The organism is Acidithiobacillus albertensis, assembly GCF_001931655.1.
Classification (GTDB): domain Bacteria; phylum Pseudomonadota; class Gammaproteobacteria; order Acidithiobacillales; family Acidithiobacillaceae; genus Acidithiobacillus; species Acidithiobacillus thiooxidans.
Window position 1 is genome coordinate 1 of sequence record NZ_MOAD01000002.1, and the last position, 22129, is coordinate 22129.

General features: G+C 49.8%; 20 protein-coding genes. All 20 read left to right on the forward strand.

The window, feature by feature from the left end:
- Positions 1-632, forward strand: a 632-nt coding sequence (locus BLW97_RS14395; RefSeq protein WP_075323693.1) for a PRTRC system ThiF family protein, incomplete at its 5' end; no start/stop codon positions are given.
- A 73-nt stretch (positions 633-705) separates the two neighbouring features.
- Positions 706-2754: an ATP-dependent helicase gene (locus BLW97_RS14400; RefSeq protein WP_077218474.1), complete on the forward strand. Its 2049-nt coding sequence runs from the start codon at positions 706-708 to the stop codon at positions 2752-2754.
- A 217-nt stretch (positions 2755-2971) separates the two neighbouring features.
- On the forward strand, positions 2972-3460 hold the full coding sequence (locus tag BLW97_RS14405; protein WP_143214925.1) for a hypothetical protein: 489 nt from the start codon (positions 2972-2974) through the stop codon (positions 3458-3460).
- Between the two features lie 107 nt (positions 3461-3567).
- A complete protein-coding gene (locus BLW97_RS14410) occupies positions 3568-4554 on the forward strand; it encodes a hypothetical protein (RefSeq protein WP_075323694.1) in 987 nt (328 codons plus the stop codon).
- Between the two features lie 65 nt (positions 4555-4619).
- Positions 4620-6809 carry a DEAD/DEAH box helicase gene (locus tag BLW97_RS14415; RefSeq protein WP_242947839.1) on the forward strand — a complete coding sequence of 730 codons (2190 nt, stop codon included), beginning with the start codon at positions 4620-4622 and terminating at the stop codon, positions 6807-6809.
- A gap of 304 nt (positions 6810-7113) precedes the next feature.
- Positions 7114-8202: a helix-turn-helix domain-containing protein gene (locus tag BLW97_RS14420; RefSeq protein ID WP_075323695.1), complete on the forward strand. Its 1089-nt coding sequence runs from the start codon at positions 7114-7116 to the stop codon at positions 8200-8202.
- 132 nt (positions 8203-8334) lie between these two features.
- A complete protein-coding gene (locus BLW97_RS14425; protein ID WP_242947840.1) occupies positions 8335-9363 on the forward strand; it encodes a ribonucleotide-diphosphate reductase subunit beta in 1029 nt (342 codons plus the stop codon).
- 282 nt (positions 9364-9645) lie between these two features.
- Entirely contained in the window at positions 9646-10797 is a 1152-nt protein-coding gene (locus tag BLW97_RS19805) for a DUF6094 domain-containing protein (RefSeq protein WP_075323697.1), read from the forward strand.
- A gap of 9 nt (positions 10798-10806) precedes the next feature.
- Positions 10807-11427 (forward strand): hypothetical protein, encoded by a 621-nt coding sequence (locus BLW97_RS14435; RefSeq protein ID WP_075323698.1) that lies wholly within the window; start codon positions 10807-10809, stop codon positions 11425-11427.
- On the forward strand, positions 11417-14092 hold the full coding sequence (locus tag BLW97_RS14440; protein ID WP_075323699.1) for a helicase-related protein: 2676 nt from the start codon (positions 11417-11419) through the stop codon (positions 14090-14092). Before BLW97_RS14435 ends, BLW97_RS14440 begins: the two co-directional genes overlap by 11 nt.
- A 45-nt stretch (positions 14093-14137) precedes the next feature.
- Positions 14138-15235, forward strand: a complete 1098-nt coding sequence (locus tag BLW97_RS14445) for a hypothetical protein (protein ID WP_075323700.1) — start codon at positions 14138-14140, stop codon at positions 15233-15235.
- A 199-nt stretch (positions 15236-15434) separates the two neighbouring features.
- Positions 15435-15896, forward strand: a complete 462-nt coding sequence (locus BLW97_RS19500) for a hypothetical protein (protein ID WP_158025188.1) — start codon at positions 15435-15437, stop codon at positions 15894-15896.
- Positions 15793-16566 (forward strand): PD-(D/E)XK nuclease family protein, encoded by a 774-nt coding sequence (locus tag BLW97_RS14455; protein WP_242947841.1) that lies wholly within the window; start codon positions 15793-15795, stop codon positions 16564-16566. The genes BLW97_RS19500 and BLW97_RS14455 overlap by 104 nt, the downstream gene beginning before the upstream one ends.
- Positions 16563-16925 carry a hypothetical protein gene (locus BLW97_RS14460; protein ID WP_075323703.1) on the forward strand — a complete coding sequence of 121 codons (363 nt, stop codon included), beginning with the start codon at positions 16563-16565 and terminating at the stop codon, positions 16923-16925. Before BLW97_RS14455 ends, BLW97_RS14460 begins: the two co-directional genes overlap by 4 nt.
- A 270-nt stretch (positions 16926-17195) precedes the next feature.
- Entirely contained in the window at positions 17196-18005 is an 810-nt protein-coding gene (locus BLW97_RS14465) for a toprim domain-containing protein (RefSeq protein WP_158025192.1), read from the forward strand.
- Positions 18002-18874: a hypothetical protein gene (locus BLW97_RS14470; RefSeq protein ID WP_075323705.1), complete on the forward strand. Its 873-nt coding sequence runs from the start codon at positions 18002-18004 to the stop codon at positions 18872-18874. Before BLW97_RS14465 ends, BLW97_RS14470 begins: the two co-directional genes overlap by 4 nt.
- A 3-nt stretch (positions 18875-18877) precedes the next feature.
- Entirely contained in the window at positions 18878-19447 is a 570-nt protein-coding gene (locus BLW97_RS14475) for a single-stranded DNA-binding protein (protein ID WP_031572088.1), read from the forward strand.
- 12 nt (positions 19448-19459) lie between these two features.
- On the forward strand, positions 19460-20350 hold the full coding sequence (locus BLW97_RS14480; protein WP_051690572.1) for an AAA family ATPase: 891 nt from the start codon (positions 19460-19462) through the stop codon (positions 20348-20350).
- A gap of 51 nt (positions 20351-20401) precedes the next feature.
- The gene (locus BLW97_RS14485) at positions 20402-21301 is read left to right on the forward strand and encodes a DUF3150 domain-containing protein (RefSeq protein WP_031572086.1); all 900 of its coding nucleotides are present in this window, start codon (positions 20402-20404) and stop codon (positions 21299-21301) included.
- 46 nt (positions 21302-21347) lie between these two features.
- A partial coding sequence (locus tag BLW97_RS14490; protein ID WP_207650626.1) for a hypothetical protein occupies positions 21348-22129 on the forward strand: 782 nt, incomplete at its 3' end.

A 22129-nucleotide genomic window follows, 5' to 3' on the forward strand; every position in this document is an offset into this window, starting at 1 on the left:
ATGTCTATGACGACGACCGTGTTTCCCACGCCAATGTCGGTCGGCAGTTGTTCAGCCCCGCCGATGTAGGACGCTTCAAATCGGATGTGATCGTAGAACGCACAAACTGGTTCTATGGTTTCAACTGGTCGTCGATTCCTGAGCGTGTCGGCAAAAACTCACGACTCGACCAAATAGATATTTTCGTCACCGCTGTAGACACAGCCAAAAGTCGTGTAGATATCGAGAAAGCTGTATTTTTCAACGCATATCATACCAAATACCTCCTTGATGTCGGGAACCGCACCCAATCCGGACAAGTGGTTCTGGGCGCGTACTGCAACGGTGTTTATGAGCTACCCACGCTCAGATTGTTGTTTCCTGAAATCAACGATGAAAACTTCAACGAGCAAGACCAGGGACCATCCTGTTCTCTCGCCGAAGCACTGCAAAAGCAGGATCTATTCGTAAACCGGGATGTCACAACCGGCGCTCTCCACATCCTCTGGGATGTGATTTCCAAAAGGAACATCGAAGTACACGGGGCATTCACCAGTCTGGAAACCATGCGTCGTTCACCGCTCAAGGTGGATCGGCAAACATGGTTACGGATGAACCCGAACATCGAAGAATTTCTCACCCCCGCTGCTTAATAGCGGCCACGAACAGCCCATCTTGAATGATGGGCTTTTTTTTGTGCAAAAAGCACCGTTTTAGAAGCGTATAATGGTCTATAGAGAAACAATAAACGGGGGAACACCAGTGCTGACACCAGAACAAAAAAAGGCTTCCGAACACACCGACGGAAACGCGCTGATCATCGCCGGCCCGGGCAGTGGTAAAAGCACGACGTTGCGCCACCTGGCGGCCAATCACCTACGAAACGGCATCACCCGCCCAGAGGACATGCTGATTGTGATGTTCAGCGAGAAAGCCACCCGTGATTTTGCCGCAAAAATGCAGCCAATTTGCCCCACAAAAATGCCAGCTATCTCCACCCTGCATGCGGCGGCCTACCGATTCCTCCGCGCGACCTATCGTGCAGGCATGGATGCGCCCAAGACGCTCAAGGTTGAGGACTTCTACTGGGATCAGCTGGCAGCCTCAGCCATAGCCCGCGTCAACCAGATCCGCGTAGAAGATGTCGAGGCCCAGGCCATTGAACAGGCAAGAAAAGAAATCGGAATACTCAAAGCCAATCTCATCACACCAGACATGGTGAATCGGGAGATTGCGGCACAGATGGACATGGAAGATCTACAAACCAGCAAAGCGGTTTATGCCCAATACGAAAAAATCAGAAAAGAGGAAGGGACAATTTCTTTTGACGACATGATATACGATCTTTTGATCGTTTACTTTAACGACAAAAACGCACAAAGCATATTGAAAAAAACCTATAAAACGGTACTTGTTGATGAGTTTCAGGACATGAATCGGGCCAATATGGAGTTTATTCGGATCATCGCAAAGAATGTTATCGCCATCGGCGACGATGACCAGAGCATTTTCGGCTTTCGCGGCAGCTCCCCGTATTACATGACACAGCAGTTTGAACAGATATTTCATGATGTTACCCGTTACAAAATCACAGAAACATTCAGATACGGCAAAACCCTAAGCCAAGTAGCAGGAACGCTCATTACCCGTAACTCCGACCGGATTGAAAAGGAAATTGTTACGGCAAAAGGCGTGCAGGATACGTCAGTTTTTTTACGGTTTACCGACACTCCCGGCGACACCGCGCTATCCTTCATCCAGGAAGGCTTACACACCCCTGGAAACATCGGCATACTGGTCCGCACCTTTCATCAATCCGCACTGTGCGAGATCGCTTTGACGGAAGCCGGAATCCCCTACATTCTGGAAGGTGGCGCACCCGCTTTTGATCGTCGGGATACACTTTCAACGATTGGCTATCTGGCCGCCAGCATAAACCGACTAGGGGATATGACTTTGTTCCATGATCGGGATCGCTTACGCAAAGCGGTACGGGCCATGCTCACCACTCCGAACCGATTTATCCGGAAGGAGGACCTGAACGCGGCCGAAGATGCGGTTGTGGAAGGAACCAGCCTGGAATCATGGCTAAAAACGAAAATGGATACCCTCATCAACGGTGAAGGGAGCTATGCACAACGGCTCTATGCAACCCTCGACAACCTCCTGGGTCACATCCATTTCCTGAAAGGGATCGCAAGGGAAAGGGATTGCTCTGCGTCGTCCATGATCCGCACCATATACGGAAGGCTTGGGCTTCATGATTATATTCGCCATTCAGGACCCGCAGATCGAGCCAATGATCGTACAGCGTTCTATGCGGTAATGTCCGACTACGCTTCGGCCAACAACCTTTCCATTGAGCAATTCATAGGAAACGTGGAAACCCTTGCCCGGAAAAGCCGTGGCAGCGGTCTAAGCCCGAAGCGCACCGCACGTATCCATATCACCAGTTGGCACGGTTCCAAGGGACGTGAATTCGGCACCGTGATTCTCCCCGATCTCGTAGATGGGAAAGTCCCGTACATCCGCACAGACAAGGAATACCCGGACATCGAAGAAGAGCGCCGCCTCTTTTACGTTGCCATGACACGGGCCAGGCAACGGCTGATTTTACTCAGTCCACACGACGCGCAGCTGGAAGCTCTCATCAAAAAACAAAAAACAGCCTCAAAGAATAACCCGGCCAAAAAAGCCAGCCGGTTCCTCTACGAAATAGCCCATTGCCCTGGGATCACCGTGGATGCAGAGCAGTTAACCCGGCAAGCCAGTTGACAAGCCATCGCCTAAAGGAAAAAATACAGGCTCTTACCACCCTTCATTTTTAATGAAAACTGCAGCCTGGGAATCTGCGACGCAATATAGCCGATGTATGGCTTTAACCCCGATCCCTTGTGCGGATATGACTGACTTCCGCCAAGGAAAATCCGTCTATCCATTGCCGCGCACAAGGAAAAGTTTTTGACGCCTGCGGCTGGCGATGGAGAAAATCATGCATATTCTGTTAGGAATCTTTGTTGTCCTGTTTGCGATCTTCCAAATCGGTGGCATTGCTATTGGCATTTACTTGCTCTGGAAATGGCAGAAAAACCTCAGCCAGACTACAAAAGCAAACGCCAAAGGACACCTCAGCAACTTTTTAGGCTTGATGTGGCGCCATAAGGTGATGACCATTATCTTGTTACTGGTTGCCGGATTTCTGGCACCGGAGATTGGTTTTGTGTTTTATACCGCTTTCATGATCGCCGCTGCGGCTTCATGGGGAATTTTTCTGTTTATGAAGGCCTATCCGCATATGAAAAATACGGCTATCAGCTTGAATAAAAAGAAAGCATCAGCCAAACCAGCATTTAAGATGCCGTCTTGGCAAGCTCCGCAAAACCATCCGGTAGCTCCAGTTCAGGCTACTCCATCATCCATGATGACACCGGCCATCAATCCCAATAACGCTAACCAAAAGGTTTGTAATATCGTAAACTAGAATTACAAAACCTTTCGATCAAGGAGCCTTTTTAGGCTCCTTTTTTTTGTTTTTTAATCAATTTTTCATGCTAAAATTAAAGGGTATTTTCAAGTAAGGTAAAAGCCATGGAAGCCAGAAAGCATGTAGTCAAACTGGAAACATTGAAAGATGTGAATGACATTTTGACCGACGCCAATATTCAGCCCATCTCCCGCGAAGAGCATCGTAAAATTTCAGCCAATCAGGCATCCAGAAACAATCTGTCCCGCCTGATTGAACTGATAGCAGACAATCGCATCAATGAAAGAGAACGGATGCGGGCTACCAACGATCTGGCTAAAATGCGTGCACAGATAAGCGGCAACGAAAACGAGGAATCCGCCAGCGCAGAACGTCCGGGACAGAACCGTGCAGCAGCCAGCACACCTGCCCAAAATGGCGTTATCACCATAGCCAGGGATACCATCAGCGATGAAGATATGCGCTACATGAATCATACGGCATACGGCGCTAAAGCGGCCTTTGTAGTGCTTATGGCAAAGAGCAGAGCCAACGGGGATTTAAGCGGTCACTACACGATCAATATTGAGGCGGCAAAAGCCACAGAGGGGGCCAGCCGAAAATATGAATGGTCAGATAAAGTAACCCTGCAACTGACACAAGGAGAACTCCTGACAGTCGCAGCCGTGTTTTACGGTTACAAGGAATCCTGCACCTTTTCTTCACACGGACCAGCCAAAGACAAAGGATTTTCTCTGGAAAGAAAGGATGAGGGAATCATTGCCCGCGTCAACGCAACCGGGAAAAGTATGGCGGTAAAAATCAGCCCGCCAGACATATTTATGATGGGTGCGATTATTACGCGCCAGATACTCAAAGAAACTCCCTGGCTTGACAGCGTATCTATGGAGCAACTGTTACGCGGAAGCTTTATCTTTGGCGCACCTGTCTCACAACAACCCGCGCAAAACGCAACGGAAAAACCCGCAAATCAGAATAACGGCGCTTTGCAATGCTCCGGATGTGGATGCGGTATAGATCAGCGCGTACACGATTACAGTGTAAAAAACAAAGGGAAACCACTTTGTCTCAAGTGCCAGAAGAGTCATTAAGCCTGAGAGAATCGGTCCTCATAAAACCATTGCGCTATGAGGATCGAAGGACACCCATATCTATTATGGATGCGGAACCGGGAGAAAAGTGCCTCATTGTCGGCAAAATCATTCGCTACCATGGAAATGGACGACAGCTCAAAGCTTGGGCCGAAGATGTCAACAGCGTGAGAAAATACAAAACAGAATTCAACATCACTTTTTTTCACTACAACCGCTGGCACACAGAGAAAATGGTCACAGGTGATACCTATGCCTTCTTAGGCAAGGTAACAGAGTACAGTGACGGGAACCGGGTCATACGCGGCTTATCCCAACCAACCATACTTGAAATGAATAGTATTGGCATGATCGTTCCCATCTATAAAAAAACTGGGCATTCATCCGGTGAAGATATTGGAAAGATGATCCAGAACGTCCTCCAATCCGCCTCCGATAAAGACCTGCAAAGTATCACAACGCCGTGGGTCAACGCACAAATCACACGTCAAACACCCATGAGCGTTGCCAAAGCATTAAGATGTATCCGTAATCCTCAAACCCCTGACGACATACAGCGTGCAGAAGACACGCTCGTTCGGATGGAAATTCTGGAACGCGCAGAACGGACCATCAGCATCCGTCGGTTTAGAGAGCAGACGAAAGGGGTCATGGTACACATCAGTCCCTCCGAAATCGCTGAATTCTCAAACATGCTTCCCTATACATTATCCCCCGGGCAGAGCAAGGCCCTGGAATCCATACGCCAAAGCCTTGCTTCACCCTGGCCAAGCCGCATCTTGCTTATGGGCGGCGTTGCCTCCGGAAAAACGGCGATATGCCACACCGCCGCGCGAGCCGTTGTTTACGGGGCGCGAGAAGGCCGTAACAAGGTACTGATCGTGGCCCCTACGCAACCACTCGTCCACCAGCTGCACACCAAATTCAATGAGTTCTTTCCATCGATCACCACATCTTCATTGGTAGGGAGCAAGCCTGGCGCAAAGATTCCAGACGTAGAAGTTTACTTTGGAACACACGGGTCGTTTAACCGATCTCTGCAGTGGGAGAGAATTGGCTTGGTCGTGTTTGACGAGGAACACCGATTTGGCACAGAAAAGAAGTTTGCCAGCTTACCGGAAACCGCCAATCGCATTTTCATGTCGGCCACACCCATCCCCAGAAGTTTGTCGTTGTTCATGTTTGGGGAAATGGAGCTGGTCCGTATCCAGGGAACCCCAAACGCGCGTCGCGTAGAAACGCGGCTCATCACCAGAGACCAAGGCAAAATAGCCGTACAACAGGTCAGGGAAACACTGAACAGAAACAAAAAAGCAATCGTGGTGTACGGAACGATCAGCCGCGCCGAAGAGCCGGACATCACCTGGGCAGGCGCTCGATACCTCTCCCCGAATTTTCCCGGGGACCGGGTAGCCCTACTTAGACAGTCAAAAAATATAAAAGACGCCCACGAGGAATCACTCATGTTTGGCGCCGAAGATCTGGAAAGGTTCTATCGAATCAATAAAAATTTCGACGCACGAAAGCTGATTATCCGCCAGGAGAACGCGGAACCGGTACGTTTTCCCATACTGGCCTATGACTCCGACAGGCAGGGTAGCCTATACCTCATTGAGAAAAATGCACTGACAGAAAAGCGGGGCAACAAAAGAAAGCTCAAAAAATGGGATACGCTGCTCAAAGAGATCCGTGCCAATTTTTATCCCGAAGTGTCTCTGGTGCGGGAAAGCCTGTACCGATCAGGGATCGACATGGATGGCGCGGTGAATTTCTGGGGACGCAATTTCCCGGACAAAACCGCCATCATCCACGGGAAGATGTCCGGCAAAGAGAAGGAGGCGGTATTAAAAAGCTTCTCCAGCGGGCAGACACCACTCATCATCGCCACATCCATTGTCGAAGTAGGCATTGATGTAGAAGGGGTCGATTGCCTGGTTCTCGCCAATGCCGACAAGTTTGGAACCGCTTCCCTGGTTCAGTTGCGTGGAAGGGTAGGGCGGAACGGGGATCCTGGGGTGTGCATTCTCATTTCACCATCCGATGACGGTGCGGACTATGCCCGCCTCCAGACATTTGCCCAGGAAACCGATGATTTGAAGCTGGCGGAGATGGATTTTATTGATCGGGGTTGGGGGCAGATCCACGGAACGGCCCAATCTGGAAACAATACCTTGTTTTTCAATATCAAAAGGCATCATAGACTTCTCAGTGAAATCTCGGAAAAGGTTGAGTTGAGAGAAAGGGAAACTGGCTAGAATGTTAACAAAAGCTGGCCCCAATCACATTTCTTCTATGTTGAAGTTGAAAGGGAAGCTTAAAGCAGTTTATGATGATGCCTTCAAATTTACGTTGAGAAGAACTATCGACTAAGCATACAGACAAAGCAAAAGGGCTTCAGTCCCCACTGAAGCCCTTGCCGACCGGAAAGTCATTTACAAAGAGTCACCTCATGCGATTGAGGCAACCAATCACCAATAGCTAGTGATTGGGATTCTTTCATAAACGCATTTTCTTGTCAATAGGTTTGCTTTGCCTTTTTACAGAAAAAGGTGATTAAAGATGAGAAATATCCCAGTGCCCATTTCAAGCGCCATGACCAGGATTTTACAGGTAGATGACCAGACGCTTACGCCGAGAGACAAGTCCGTTTTAAGCTGGTTACTGAGTTACGCTTGTATAAAAACCCCCACAAAACCCATTTTCCCCAGAGTCGAAACGCTGTCGCAATGCACGGGGCTGTCTGTGTCATCTATAAAGAGAGCCATAAATAAATTAGAAACAAATGGTTACATTACAAGACTAAGCCAGGAAAGAGGTAAAAGTACGGGAAATTTTCTAACAAGGCGCACGTCTTTATGCGAAAAAACGCTTATATTTTCAGGTTTGTTAAACAAAATTAGCAACATTTCAACGCAACAAGAAAGAGGCGAAGATTTAGAAGACGAATCCCGGCTAGAAAAAACCGCTATAAAAAGACCAGAAAATGAACTCCGGCCGGAGTTCAACACGGTCCCCGCCATAGAGAACGAGCTACGCTCTCCAACCAGAAAGAACAATAAAAGCACAGACAGGGCGCCGCAAAATTCATCCATCCCGGACGACCTGAAATGGTTGCAGCTGGACCACCAGATACCCGCCCCTGTGATCTTTTGGGCCATGAAAGCGCTGAGAATGGCCGGAACAACCTTGTCAGCGGTTGCTCAGACCATTCAGGATCGGCTCAGGGACGCCAAGAACGCCACAGCCTACCTATCTGGTGTGGTCCGCCGAATCATGCAGGGCAAAGACCTCTGGAAGAACACTCGACCCATGGCCGTACAGAGCCACAAAGATGTTGAGCGCAAAGAGAAGGCCATCAAACGGGCCGACGAAAAATGGGGAGGCGGTCGCATTTACACCGATCACCAGAAAACGTGGATTCGCGTGGTCAGTGCTGAACTGGTCGAAATTTACTCGGAACATCCGGCATCTACTGCAGCAATACCCAAAGCGCGGAAGACGCTCAGGCAAATACTTCCAGATCTGGAAACCGGGAAATGGAAATCAACCGAACCCGACCCAGCATCAATCCCCCATGAAACAGGCTTTGAAATGTGCAGAAAGGCTCTGAAAACTTGCACAATAAACCGTGGCGGCGTACAGTTATGACTCTTCCGCCCATCTTGATTTTCAAGAAAACAGCCGCATGGGTATCGGCGACGCAATACTGGCAAATCTCCCAGTCCGGGATGTTTCTTTGCCTTAATTCAACCAGCTATTATCGGAGGTGCTATGAATTCCATGGCAGCAACCTCGCGCGTTCGCGTTGAGGACAAGCGTATTATCAATGGCCGTGCTGATGTTAATCAGCTGGTCCCTTTCAAATACCAATGGGCGTGGGACAAGTACATTGCCGCTTGCGCTAATCATTGGATGCCCCAGGAAATTCAGATGTCTCGTGATATTGCCATTTGGAAAGACCCCAAAGGCCTCACGGATGATGAACGTCGTATCGTCAAGCGTAACCTGGGATTTTTTGTTACAGCGGACAGTCTCGCGGCCAATAACATTGTGCTCGGAACCTACCGCCACATCACGGCACCAGAATGCCGTCAGTACATGCTTCGTCAAGCTTTTGAGGAAGCCATACACACACACGCCTACCAGTATATCGTCGAGTCCCTCGGTCTGGATGAGGGGGAAATCTTCAACATGTATAACGAGGTATCTTCGGTGCGCGAAAAGGATCGTTTTTTGATCCCGTTCATCGAAACCTTATCGGATCCGAACTTCAAAACCGGAACAGTCGAGGCCGATCAGCAGTTACTTCGGTCGCTCATCGTTTTTTCCTGCATCATGGAGGGGTTGTTTTTCTATGTGGGATTCAGCCAGATTCTTTCTCTGGGCCGACAGAACAAAATGACCGGCGCTGCGGAACAGTATCAGTACATTCTGCGCGATGAATCCATGCACTGTAACTTTGGTATTGATCTGGTCAACCAGATCAAAATCGAAAATCCTCACTTATGGACGGAGGCCTTCCAACAGGAGATTATCGGCCTGATGCGTCGTGGCATTGCACTGGAAAGTGCTTATGCAGACGACACCATGCCGCGTGGCGTACTCGGTTTGAACGCAACGATTTTCAAGGAATACGTCCAATTTATCGGTGATCGCCGTCTGGTTCAGATTGGATTGCCACGGCAATTTCCAGACGTTCAAAATCCATTCCCTTGGATGAGTGAAATGATGGATCTCAAAAAAGAAAAAAACTTTTTTGAATCAAGGGTTACGGACTATCAAACAGGCGGATCGCTCAGTTTTGATTGAAAATGCGACTCATAAAATGAGATTGCACTCTTATGATAATCAATGTCCTACAAGTTTTTGCGTCACATAAAGTGAGACTAATGCGACACATAAAATGAGATTAATCCTGCTCGTCAAACGCAGGCCGCAACTCAGTCACTTAGCTTAGGGCAAGATATTGTGGTTTCAACTCTGAATCAGTCATACCCATCAGCCTGAAAAGGTTAATCAATACTGAACCGATAGCCGGTTCTATTCACAAACACAGCCGACATTGCGTCGGCTTTTTTTTGGAGAAAATCTATGGAAGCAAGAAAAATAGGACGGGGTTTCCGTCAGGAAGACGCCAATATCGCCAATCTGGGATACTGGCCGACGGACGGAGAAACCATCCGTCATGTAGCGAGAATGCTGGAGTTCGAGGAAGGTGAAATCTCCATCTTCGATTCATCCTGCGGAAAACTGGACGCGCTGAAACCTATTCATGACCGACTCAAAGAGCAGGGGGCTTCAGTCAGCGTGTATGGCATTGAATTGCATGGCGAACGCTATCAGGAAGCCAAAGCCATATTACGCGAAGAAGGCATAGAAGGAGAGGTCCTCCATGCCGATGCGCTGACCGACGTTTCACTGTCTGAAGGCTGGGCCGGAGTCTCTGTTTTTAACCCGCCATATGGCGAGATGAAACGGCAATCCGGGGATGGTGACGAGGTTTCGGTTCGCATTGAACGCCTCTTCTGGACCCAACACATTGCCCGAACCAAGAAAGGTACAGGAATTACGGTAGCGGTACTACCAACCCAGTTATTTGCCCGGGATATTTCCCTGACAAAAATGATTGCGCGTCACTTTTCGGACGCAAAAGTCTATCGGGCCGCTGATCCACGCTTTAATCAGGTGGTCATCATGGGATATCGCGTAGATAACTCCGTCAACCGTGGACATTTTGATCAAATGCTGGCGGATACATTGATTGCCATTGGGGAGAACCGGGCAGATGTCCCGAGCATCATTCATGCGCGGGATGTTTTTGAGGCTTTGCCCAGCAAGGCTCCACAAACCTTTCAGTGTTTTCATCTGACGGACGAGATGGCTAAAAACATCCTTCAGGATGGGCAGCAAAACATCCAAGGATGCCGTGAACAAATCATCAACCATACCCTGCGTGCATTCGGGATTGGCGAAAACATCCCGTCTGTCATGCCGCTGCGAGATGGACATGTCCCCGCCGTACTGGCATCAGGGCGTTTGAATGGCCGCATTGAGACGGAATTGGGCATTTTTTTATTCCGTGGAAAAGCCAAGAAAACCATTACTGCCAGCAACCATTACGAAAGTGATGATAAGGGAAAGAACGAACGCCAAGTCTTTGAGCGCGTTCATCGGACAACCACTTCAGTGAACTACATCGACATTACACCAGGCAGACAATTCACGCTGACCCAGGTGATTTAAGGAGCATTTATGATTGAAATATCTGTTTTCGGCGTTTACGTCAACGCACAGTGGGTCTGTCATGCCAATACCAAGTTTTTGGGTGCGGCGCTACTGGCCAGACAAAGCGCTATTGAAAGCGTCCTTTCGAGTCTCAGCAAAGGACATGATGTGCGGTTTGAAGATCGTTCTCTGGGAAATATTGGCGCGTATATTCAGAGCATAACCAGAATCAATGGTTATGTGTACGCCATTGTCGTACCAAATGTGGCCGCTACCGTGGTCAACAAGGACAAGAGCGATGATGAAAAAGACGCAGAAAAAAAAGCCAAAAACGATGAACAATCGGTAGTTTGGCATGAAGATGGTGTCAATGTGATCTGGGAAAAAATCTCAGACATGGTGGAAACACCACTGCTCCAATCCTGGAAAAACTATGTGATGGATGGTTTACAAAACCCTTCGCTGTTGCGCGAAGCCCGACAGTTTTGCGGTTTTCCGGACATTCCCGGAGATCGCTTAATCATGGCGGAGTTGGCAGGAGAAGCGGAGGGATGGCGTGGCGCCACCATCAAACTGGAGGCCAACGATGTCACATCGTTGGTCATGCACGGCTTAGAACAAGGGAGATTGGATCCTTATGCAGATTAAACAACAAACCATGACCGAATTTATGTCCCAATTCGGTAGCGTGTTCTTCAACAAGGCCGCAGAGACACTGCAGCCGACTTTCATCCCGGGGAATGAGAGCGCCAAAATCTGGGAGAACGTCGTTGACGCTACCCCCAAGAAAAGGAATCCATTCCCAGGACAACGTACACTGATTGCTGCCGTTGCAGCACATCTTTATGGCAAGGATAAGCGGGCCATTATCCTGTCTGCCGATATGGGGACAGGTAAAACGTTGATGGCGACATTATTGGCTGCCCTGGGTACCCAGTTGCGTCGTCCCCAGCGTGTGATTTGCATGGTGCCGCCCCATCTGGTTGCCAAATGGGGTCGGGAAATCCAAATCACGATTCCTGAAGCCAACGTCCACACCATTAACGATGCCGGCAGCATTGGTCGCTTACACAAAGCGGCTTTAGAAAATCCGGACGCCCCGAAAACAACGGAATTCTGGATTGTCGGCCGTGTCCGCGCACGCATGAGTTTTATGCGCAAAAGCGGTGTGGCAGCACATCATGACAGCTCTTTTCTGGAACTGGCCGGAGCAAAGGCTAGAAACAGAAATCACAAGTGCCCCGATTGCGGAGGCGCTATTGTTAAACCCTTAACGGAAAAGGAGGTGGAAAAACTGCCGGTCGATCAGCGTCTTCGGCTCATTCGAATATCGGGTGATGACCAGGATCAGGATCTCGAAACGGGAAACTGTTCTTATGCCATTTATCCAAACGCCGAATACTTCACCAAAGGCCGAAAGACCTGCGATTGGACGTACAGTAAAGACGGCCTGCAAAAAGGTTGCGGAGCCCCTTTATGGCAAGCTACCCGACGCGCCAAGAGCGACACGGATGACCTCATCCGAAAAGCCCTTGTGTCAGTAGACGGTATTGGTGAAACGCGTGCGCGTACCATCCTTTCGATGGAAAGCCGTGACCAGATCATTTCCGGTTTGGCAAGCGGTGAAATCCATCCCGATTTAGCCGCCGTCCTGGGCGAATCGGCGACAGCAAAGGCGTCAAACCACATCCAGCAGCACGGGTTCTCCGGTGTTGATGGAAACTATGCCATCTCCGAGTTCATCAAGCGTAAGCTGCCCAAACACTGGTTTGATATATCGGTGTTCGATGAACTGCACGAACTGGACGGCGATGATACCGCCCAAGGCGTTGCGATGGGTGTTATAGCTGGCTGCACGAAAAAAATCGTGGGGCTGACAGGCACCCTGGTAGATGGTTATGCAGGTAGTCTTTTCCCATTACTTTTCCGTATCAACCCCCGTCAAATGCTCCGTATGGGGTTCAAAGCGGGCGATGCGGCCATATTTCAACGGGAAAAGGGCGTCATCAAGGAAATCAGTGTGGAATATTCCGAGGACGAGTTTAAGCAGTCCAAAGGAAAGAAAAAGTCCTATCGGCAGACTAAAAACCTGCCTGGTCTGCATCCCACGGTCATTACGGATTTCTTGTTGCCCAATACGGTATTTATTGAGCTGCAGGACATGGAAGAGGGACTACAGAACCTCGGGCGTAAGCACGATATGGATATCCGGTTGCTACCCAGTTACCGAGAAACCTATATATCCGTACAACAGCGGGAAGAGCAGAAAAATCGGATGAGACAATTTACCAAACAGATGGTAAGCATTATCAAGGATGCAAAGATGGATAAGGACCGTCGTACCATGGCGCGTGCTTTACATACATTGCTGTATGCAGTGGATGGCTGCTTTGAAGACATCCAGTTTGGTAATGTGCTGCTTCGCTCGGATAATCCGGGAGAACTCCTGGAGAAAGAGAAAATCATGGTGGAAATGGCTTTGCGCGAGCGTGCAGCCGGACGGAAGCTGTTGATATACAGTATCTACACCGATCACCCTGATCTTCTCACCCGTTACAACAGCATTCTTGCTGAAGCGGGTCTGAGCAGTCGCGTCATGCGTTCATCGGTACCAACGCATAAACGCGAAGAATGGTTGCAGAATGCACTGGAAGACAACATTGATGTCATGCTTTGCAATCAGGAAATCGTAAAAACGGGGTTGGATATGTATGAATTTCCAACCATTCTTTACATGCAAACGGGATATTCCAGTAACACGATCCTGCAGTCCTCCAAAAGAAGCTGGCGAATTGGTCAGGTCAACCCGGTGAGAACGTATTTTGCGAGTTACGCAGATTCTCCCCAGATGACGGTCATGAAGCTGGTAGCCAAAAAGTTGGCAGTCGCTAATCAGGCTAAAGGCAACATTGCTGAAACCAGTCTCACGCATCTGATCGACGATGATGACGGAAATTCTCTGATGGCTATGGCCAATGAGATTCTGGATTCGTTACGAGAACGCGACCATGACCCCATAGTGGGTTCAATATCTTCGTTATCAGAAGATAGTCTGACGGGCGAATATGGGGCAACACCCATGTCGGCAATTGCCCGGCTCCTGAAACTGGATATGCAGGAGAAGCATCCCCAACAGGCAAAGAAACCTGCAGAAAGAAAGCCGGTGGATCCCATGGATATTTTGTCTGTGGTGTTCGCAACAGCCAATCAAAACAGCAAGAAAGAGCATGTGGAAAAACCCAAAAAGGCGGCCAATACGACCAAACGTATTGGCAATTCCATTTTGGTGGACGATCCCTTCGACCTCTTTTAAGCATCACGGTCCCCGGGCAACCGGGGTTTTTTACAAGGAGCAAAAATGGAGTATTCGGAAATTATGCAAAACATCAAACAGGCAAAGGCTGCCCAAAAGGGCAGCGGAGAAAGCACCATTCTGGTCCATGGCGGGATTGCCGTCGAAGGCCAGGGCATGTCCGCGCTCTTTGCAGAGAAGGACATTACCATCGATCGTGGATCTGCTTTTCGGGTCCACAACCCGGAGGCTTTTATGCGCTTGAATTCCTTATTGCCGAACAGCCAAATTACGGGCGGCCAAAGGGATTCACTGGCGATCACCGCGAATGACGGAACCTCACGCTTCAAATTGCGCTGCGCTCCGGTTGTTGACTATAAAAGTCGGCTCAAAAAGACGGATCGCCACATCGCAGTCGATTATCCCAAGTTACTCATCGATGCTTTATGCGATGCGGGGCGCCTTTCTGATCGTGACGTACTGGTGATCAAAAGCTCGGTGGTCAGTATCGGTCACGGCGGCGCATTGGCCGTTGTTATCAGCACCGGACAGGCCTTTCCTTGGCCGGTGGCCTTCCTGACCAAAACGACGGAAACCATAGCTGGCGTCTGGAGTCGGCGGAGCGCCGATGCCGGATTTATCAGCCCGTCGTCATTGTTGGTGAAAGGCGAGGGAACGTGGACTGAGTTCCGGGCCATCGAAGATCCGGACCAGGAAGTGGTCAGCGTTCCCAAGCATCATCAATCCGCACTGGAGTTTGGCGATACCATGGAGGCTATTGCCAAAGTGCCCGCCATCGAAATCAAGCGGAACAGTCATCTCATGGCCCTCGCTTGCGATGTGGATGATGTGGATGACGTGGATTCTGGCGATGAGAAAAGTCGAAAAAAAAGGAAGTCTGAAAAAGTCTTCAATGTGAGCGTGCATGACCAGGGTGTCCACTTCCGCACAAGCGGCGGGGAAACCAGCCTTGAGCACGAGCTGAGCGGGTCCATGGAAGAGGCGAAGTTCAACGCCTCTCTGTTTAACCGCGCGGTAGACGTGATCGCTTCACGGTGCACAGAGGTTATCATTGGCACCACGAGCTTAATCAAGGCCAAGCACATCATTCTCTCCACAGAAGATCGCTCCGCGATTGTCCTGATCGCCGGCCTTCGCGATTAACGGTAGAAATCTCTCGACACCCCTATTCGGCTTATGCCGTTTAGGGGTTTTTTATTGACCAAACCCCTTAATAATCCTATGATGTAGGCTCTTACCACCCAGATTCTTTTGAATCAGACCGTCGATTGGGTAACGACGACGCAATATATTCAGCAAGGCCAAGGCTTTGTTGTGTCCATAGTATCCAAGGAGAATACCGATGAGTAAGCAAGAAAGCTTGCTCCAGGGAATTCCTTACACCCCGATCAATGGCGAAATACGGGAAACTCCCGTGATTCCTACCGCCATTATTCCCAATATCTGTTCCGTACTGATCGATATGTATAAGCATCTAATCAGCACGTTGCCGCCAGGTGACGATCTGGATGACGCTGTGCTGTGGTTCATGTCGGACAGCAAAACCGGAGCCTCGTTCATAAACTGCACCTCCATCATGGGGGTTTCCAGGGATGGCGCCGATGAAATCAGAGAACGCTGGTGTATGAATTATCTGGAGAAAATGTATGGAAAAGGGAAAAAAGGCAGAAGTCAGATTGTCTCCATCATCCATGATAATGATGGAGACGTGTGCAAGGCAGTATTGGTACAAATCTCTGCGAATAAAGCCCAAGGAAAAAGATCGCAAAATGCTGCTAGGGAACATTCGGCATCTGGGATTTGAGCATATTCTCAGAACCGACCACCCGGCTATCTGCGATGATCGCCGTTTAACCAATGACGAAACCGACGCCATCAATGCCGAATTGGCCAAGTTTTATGACTGGTGGATGAATTGCGGTTTAACACCGGCCTACTTGAACGGTCGGCCTGCCATTGAAATGAGAATGGAAGCGTTACATCCTGACGACCCTTCCATCATCCTCGTCACCCGATTGGATCTGCTGGCCGTTGACGATGAAAACCGTCACTGCCTGGTGGATTGGAAATCGGGTAAAACGCAAGCAACGCAGTGTTTTGTGGACCACGCCGATCAGCTCACCTTTATGCAGGTGATTGTTGATGGGCATCTGCAGCAAGCAGGGTTGGGCCAGGTCGATAGCCTGGCCATCGTGGAAACAAAACCACCTTCGGCCCGTCTCGATGCCCGGGTCACCATGATCCCGTCACCGAAAAGAGGGGCCACACAGGTACAAGACCTGTTGGATAAAACCAGGGTGATTGCAGAACGTATCCGCAATCAGGAGTTTTTCGCAACCAGTCGCTATGGCTTCAACTCGCCATGCAATATGTGTGAGTATCAATGCCTGTGCGAAAATTCAAAGAATACCCAAGGATTTAATATTCCATCTGGAGTCATTATCCCCGTGGGTCTTTTCGAGGAGGCTTCATGAATTTAGTCGTTTTAGAAGGAGGAACCAGCCTTGTGGGCTACTCCGAAACAAAAAAGGGCCATATTATCGGTCTTTCCACGGTCAAGGGTGCGGTAAGAGTATTCATTCCCGGACCTCAAGACATGGAAATACCGGAACATATTGCCGTAAAAGGCTACATCAGAAGTGAACCGTATTCAGAAGGGAAAGTGATCCTCGAAGAAGTGGTGGCAGAGATGTGGTCAGCCAAAAACCCCGGACCCGGGCCAGCCAGTAGCAGTATTACCGTGACCAAAAGGTCAACGGACAATCTGGAAGACCTGGAAAACCTCGAACACATGTGGATCCCTCCAGAAGTACCGGAGGATCTTGGAGGATAATTTATGCGGGACCTATTTGCCGAGGCAAAAAGCCTCGATCTGGTGGAGTTCCTCGCAACCTATCTAGGTAACCCCAAAGAGGGCGGGCGTTCTCCACGTTTTTCGGTATGCCCAAACTGTGGGGAATCTTCAAACAAGAGCGTCAAGCTCGAAGTGAAAAACACGGCGGCAGGATCTCACTGTACCTGTTATCGTTGCGGGTTTCACGGCAGCATCATTGACGCGGCCATGAAAATTTGGGGTATCAATGACCCATTGGAAGCCGCAAAAATGCTGCTTGGGGAAAACACCCCCAATGCCGTAGTTCTCCCTAAAAGATCGGTCAGCCACGCAAAAGAGCAAACGTGCAACCAGGAAGTTCTGACCATCGCGTTGAAAAAATTGCGCCAGGTAACAGCCGGGCAAAACATCCATGACCGACGTTGGCGTAAGGCCGTTGATTATTTGACGGGCGAGCGTTGCCTGCCTGAATCAGTCGTTCAAGAGGCCATGAATCGAATGTTGTTGGGGTTCATGCCGGACAATCCGAGCGAAGCTGCCCAGTTTTTGGTAGACAATCTCGGACAAGACCTTCTCATCGCTTCAGGGCTATGGAAAGAAGGGAAAAAAATACCAGGTATTTCTTTTCGACCTATCGTCGAATTTTTTCCGGCACTCACTTCTGCTGAGTTTCGCATAGTGGGAAAGGCGAAAGAAGATGAGAAAAAGGGGCTGCGGTATGGCGTTTCCGGCTATCCGTGGTTCTGGAAAGGGATTAACCCCAAAGGCACCATGATCGTGGAGGGTTTCATCGACATGCTTTCGGGCGTGGCGCTGAACTATCAAGGCCATATTCTGGCCCTGCCAGGTGTGAATAACTGGCACCCGGATATGCTGGAAGCATTCCAGAAAAAAAATCCGGAAGTGACCGTCTATCACATCACCACCGACAACGATGCTGATTCAGCATTGAATCCCGGCAAGATGTGGGCCTTCAAACTCAAGGAAATCATTGAACACAATCTCCGCAAAAGGGCAGAAATTACTTTGCCAGAAGCTGGAGATTTAAACGACGCGCTAAGGAGGCGCATGAAAACATGAATCAGAAAAAACTATCCATCATTGGAGACAATGGTGAAGTCAAAGAGATCCTCGCCTTTTCCGAAAGAGTGAGGATTTTTTATGAACGTTTTCCAAGGGAACGGTATTCCGTCATTATGGAAATAGTCCCCCCCGGTGAAACCAACCCGTTCTTGCAGGCGGTAGAAATGCTGCGCGAGTCCCCGGAATCCCTCAAGGAAGTCATGAAATTGGCTCCCAAAGGCTGTTTCGAGAAAAGTGCGCATTATCGCTGTTCTCTGCGTGACGATTTCACCAAACGTATCGTCGGAGCGGCGGATGCTTTCGGCGAGATGAATGCGTACAAAGATCTCGAACGTATCCAGAGCGCGGCTTTTTCGCGCATGCTGGCGATTGTTTGTGACATCAATCCCGACGACCTGGATGGCGATATCGAAAACGATATTGAGACCATGAAACAAAGCGGCACTTTCAAAAGCAACACTGGCAGCATCAAGTCAGCTACGCCGGTGGCCCATCAGTCAACCAAGGAAGCTCCCGCTACGGTTGCTACATTCCCTCGCCGTGGTAACAACGCACAGCAAAAGGATGACGCTTTCGAGCAAAGCGCAAGCGACCAGGCCACAACTCCGGCGGCGAAAAACGAAGCCCCAGAAGAAAAGGATGACGCCAAAATAAAAGGCTTCTTCTTTTTGTTGGAGCAGGAAGATGCGAATACAGCGGCAGAAATCGCCACTGATTGCGGCATCAATCCTTCCGATTTCGCCAATTACCTCGGTTCCGACAAGGTACGCCTTCGCCGGATTCTCAAGCAATATCATCGCGTAGCAGCAGGGTCACTTAGTAAAGAGGACTTTGTGGCGATGGTGAATGAAAAAATAGGAGAGTAACAAATGTCTTCAATAGCCATTATCACGGGCATGGTGGGCGAAACCCCAGAATGCCATCAAATCGGCAAAAATGCGGCGGGAGAAACCACTTCTGCCACAACCTTCCCGTTAGTGAGTTTCGAGCGCAGTTTCAACACGGCGTCTGGCGAGTTCACAACGAAACGGGTTTACCATCGCTGTGTTGCCTACGGGGCGACAGCGGAGCGCATTGCCCAGTTTTTCTCCAAAGGGAAAAGCATGCAGGTCACCGGACGCATCAATTACCGGACCTGGGACAATGGCACCAACAAGGTAAAAATCACGGAAATCATTGTGGAGCAATTTCACTTTGTAGGTCCGGCGGAATCCAAGGCGGAAGAAACCCCGGCAAAGCAACAGCCGGCACCCTCACCCGCGCAGAAACCAGCCGTACCGCAAGTAATAGGTTACTCCATTCAACCATACATGGTTGCGCAGAGCGCACCCGCGAAACAAGAGCGTCCCCAACCGGCTCCGACTCCGACTCGCCAAGCGCCTACCCCTGTATTCGACCCTTCTTTCGATACATTACCGGAGCCGGAGGCTCCCTTTTAATAAGGAGTTCCCATGAAATGCAACTTTCTCGGACTGCCGCAAGTTGAAGCGGTCAGTTTTGAAAATCAGATTGGTATCCCGGAAGATCCGGGCACGGTCTACCTGGATACGGCCAGAAAAATTGAACTGGCGGTCTGGCTGGCCATGCCCACACGTCCTCTCTGGATTTACGGACCGACGGGATGTGGCAAAACGCATCTCGCGAAGTGGTTGGCGCATCACACTCAGCGGGGCCTGTTGCGGTTTTCTGCAAACGGCTCCACAGACGTTGAAGACCTTATCGGTCACTTAACGCTGGTTGATGGTGAAGTCATCCATCAGGATGGACCGGTTACCTCAGCTATGCGTAACGGGCAGATCGTCGTCATTGACGAAGGGGACATTATTGCTCCTGACGTTTGGACGACGCTCCACTCCGTTCTTGAGGGAGAGCCCGTTACGCTGAACAAAGGCGGTGTAGTGGTGGTTAAGCCAAAGCCTGGATTCCAGGTTATCGTCACGGCGAACAGTCGCGGCGCTGGCGAAAACCGCGCCACTTATAAAGGTACAAAGGAGCTGAATCAGGCTACTTTGAACCGTTTTTACCGGATTGAGATGGATTATATGCCGGTAGATATTGAGACAGAGATCGTTAAGCATCACGCGCCTCAAGTCTTGAAACCAGTTGCAAACAGCTATGTTCGTGCTGCGGATTCCATCCGTAACGCCGCGAAAGCGGCCAGCATAGAACGTGGTATTTCTACCCGTGATGTCATCGCATGGACGCAATTAACGGTCCAATTCAAAAACGCAGGACTGGCAGCCAAAGAGGCCATGATTGCCGCGCTCAATGCGGTATTTGGTGGTGGCTTGGAAGAATCGGAGCGTATCGCTGTCGAAAACCTTGCTAAATCAGTTCTGTAAAAATCATATTTCCGGCCGCGCAAGCGGCCTTTTCATGACAAGGAGTCAAAAATGGAAGGTAATATCGTTTTCGTTCGCCCGGTAGTCAAAGCCATCTCTGGACGGAAAAAGTTGGCACCGGAAGACCTTGTAGAGATGTACGGTGCAGTCCCGCCTAAAGAGCTGGCATCCCTGGGGTCGAAGAAGGTCATCGACCCTGACCGGGTGAAGTTTTTTCTGAATGCCCGGTCTGCCGCAGAGCGGATCTGTAGCAAGTCTGGGGTATCTTTATCGGACTTCTATGGTATCCCCCGCCACAAGCTCCAATCCGTGTTAAAAGAGCTCCAGAACATCAAAAGTGCCGTTGAGGAACAGCGTGATCTTTTGGTGGCGGAGCTGGATGATGCGGTAGAAGGTTGGGTGGACAAAAATCCAGACGCCTACTCGGAGGTCATCCGATCTGGAGCCCCAACCAAGGAATACATCCAAAAGCGCATTCGCATGGACGTTTACACGTTCACAGCGTCGGCAGTGGATACAAATGGTGAGGTTAATCAGTTCGACGTAGAAATGGGTCGGCTGGATGAGCAACTTCTGGATGAGGTCGCTGATCGCGCTTCAAGCGCATTCAAAGGGTCTTTTCAGAATGGACGCCAACCAAGCCGTCGCGCTCTTTCTCCGTTGATGGAAATCGCTGAAAAAATTGAAAGCCTCGCTTTTTTGCGCGATGGGTTCGATGAATTGGCGCACTACATCACGGACAAGACGCTCCGTCTGAAGTCTGGTGGCCAGCGGATGTCCGATGAACAGATATCCGATCTGGCCAGTCTTTATCTGGTCCTCTCAAGCCCATTAAAGACGGCGCAGCTCGCGCAGTCGCTGCATGGTGGACAGCAACAAATCTTGCCAACGACGACTACAAACGTGGTTTCGCAAGATGACAGCATGTCACTTGAGGACGCCCTGAGTTAACCACGAACAAAAGGGGGCTTATGCCCCCTTTTTTTGGGAGAAAATCATGGAGATGAAAAAAGTTCTGAATGCATTTTCATTAGGTCTTTCACAGGCTGGAAGCCAGACGAAAGTGAAATTCCAAGGGGATAAGGTATGCGTTTATGATGGCGAGATAATCTTACCATCCTGGTTATTGAGCGCAGGGATCGAAGATGTTGAACTGGCGCTTGGGTTTTCTACCAATGCTATATCACATCAACTGTTCCCCGATACTGAGGCGCAAGACAAGAATAGCCAGCCCGTTAATGCCTTGGCTCAAATTATTTGGGCAGTTATTGATGACGCCAGGGCCGAAGGTTCCATGATGGCAGATCGACATGGCACCAAAGCATTCCTGGAGCCTGCCAACAAAAAGCTGGCTCAGGAAGCCATGGAAAATGAAGGCTCAAACCTTCATGTTTTAACGGTTCTCGTGGCCTCAAAAAGCGTTCTGTATCCGTCACTGGAGGATGGTTTTTCCACTGTAAAGGAACGCTACATAAAGCAATATAGCGAAGAGCTGTTTGATGGCATCTGCACTGTTTTAGTCTCTGAAATATCCACATCAGAAAAAACAGAGGCCATCATGAACCTCATTGCCGAGGCTGAACCACCGGAATCCGAGAACGAGGAAAGTGAAGCCGACCAGCCTGAAAATCCGGGTGACAGCCAGCCGACCGAGGATTCGGAAACCAGCCAGGATGAGCAATCACCTGACGGGCCAGGGAATGAGGACAGCGAAGCCAACAGCGAGCAGCCCGAACCGGAAGCGCAGCCCTCAAATGGGGGAAGCGACGATGGTGAGAC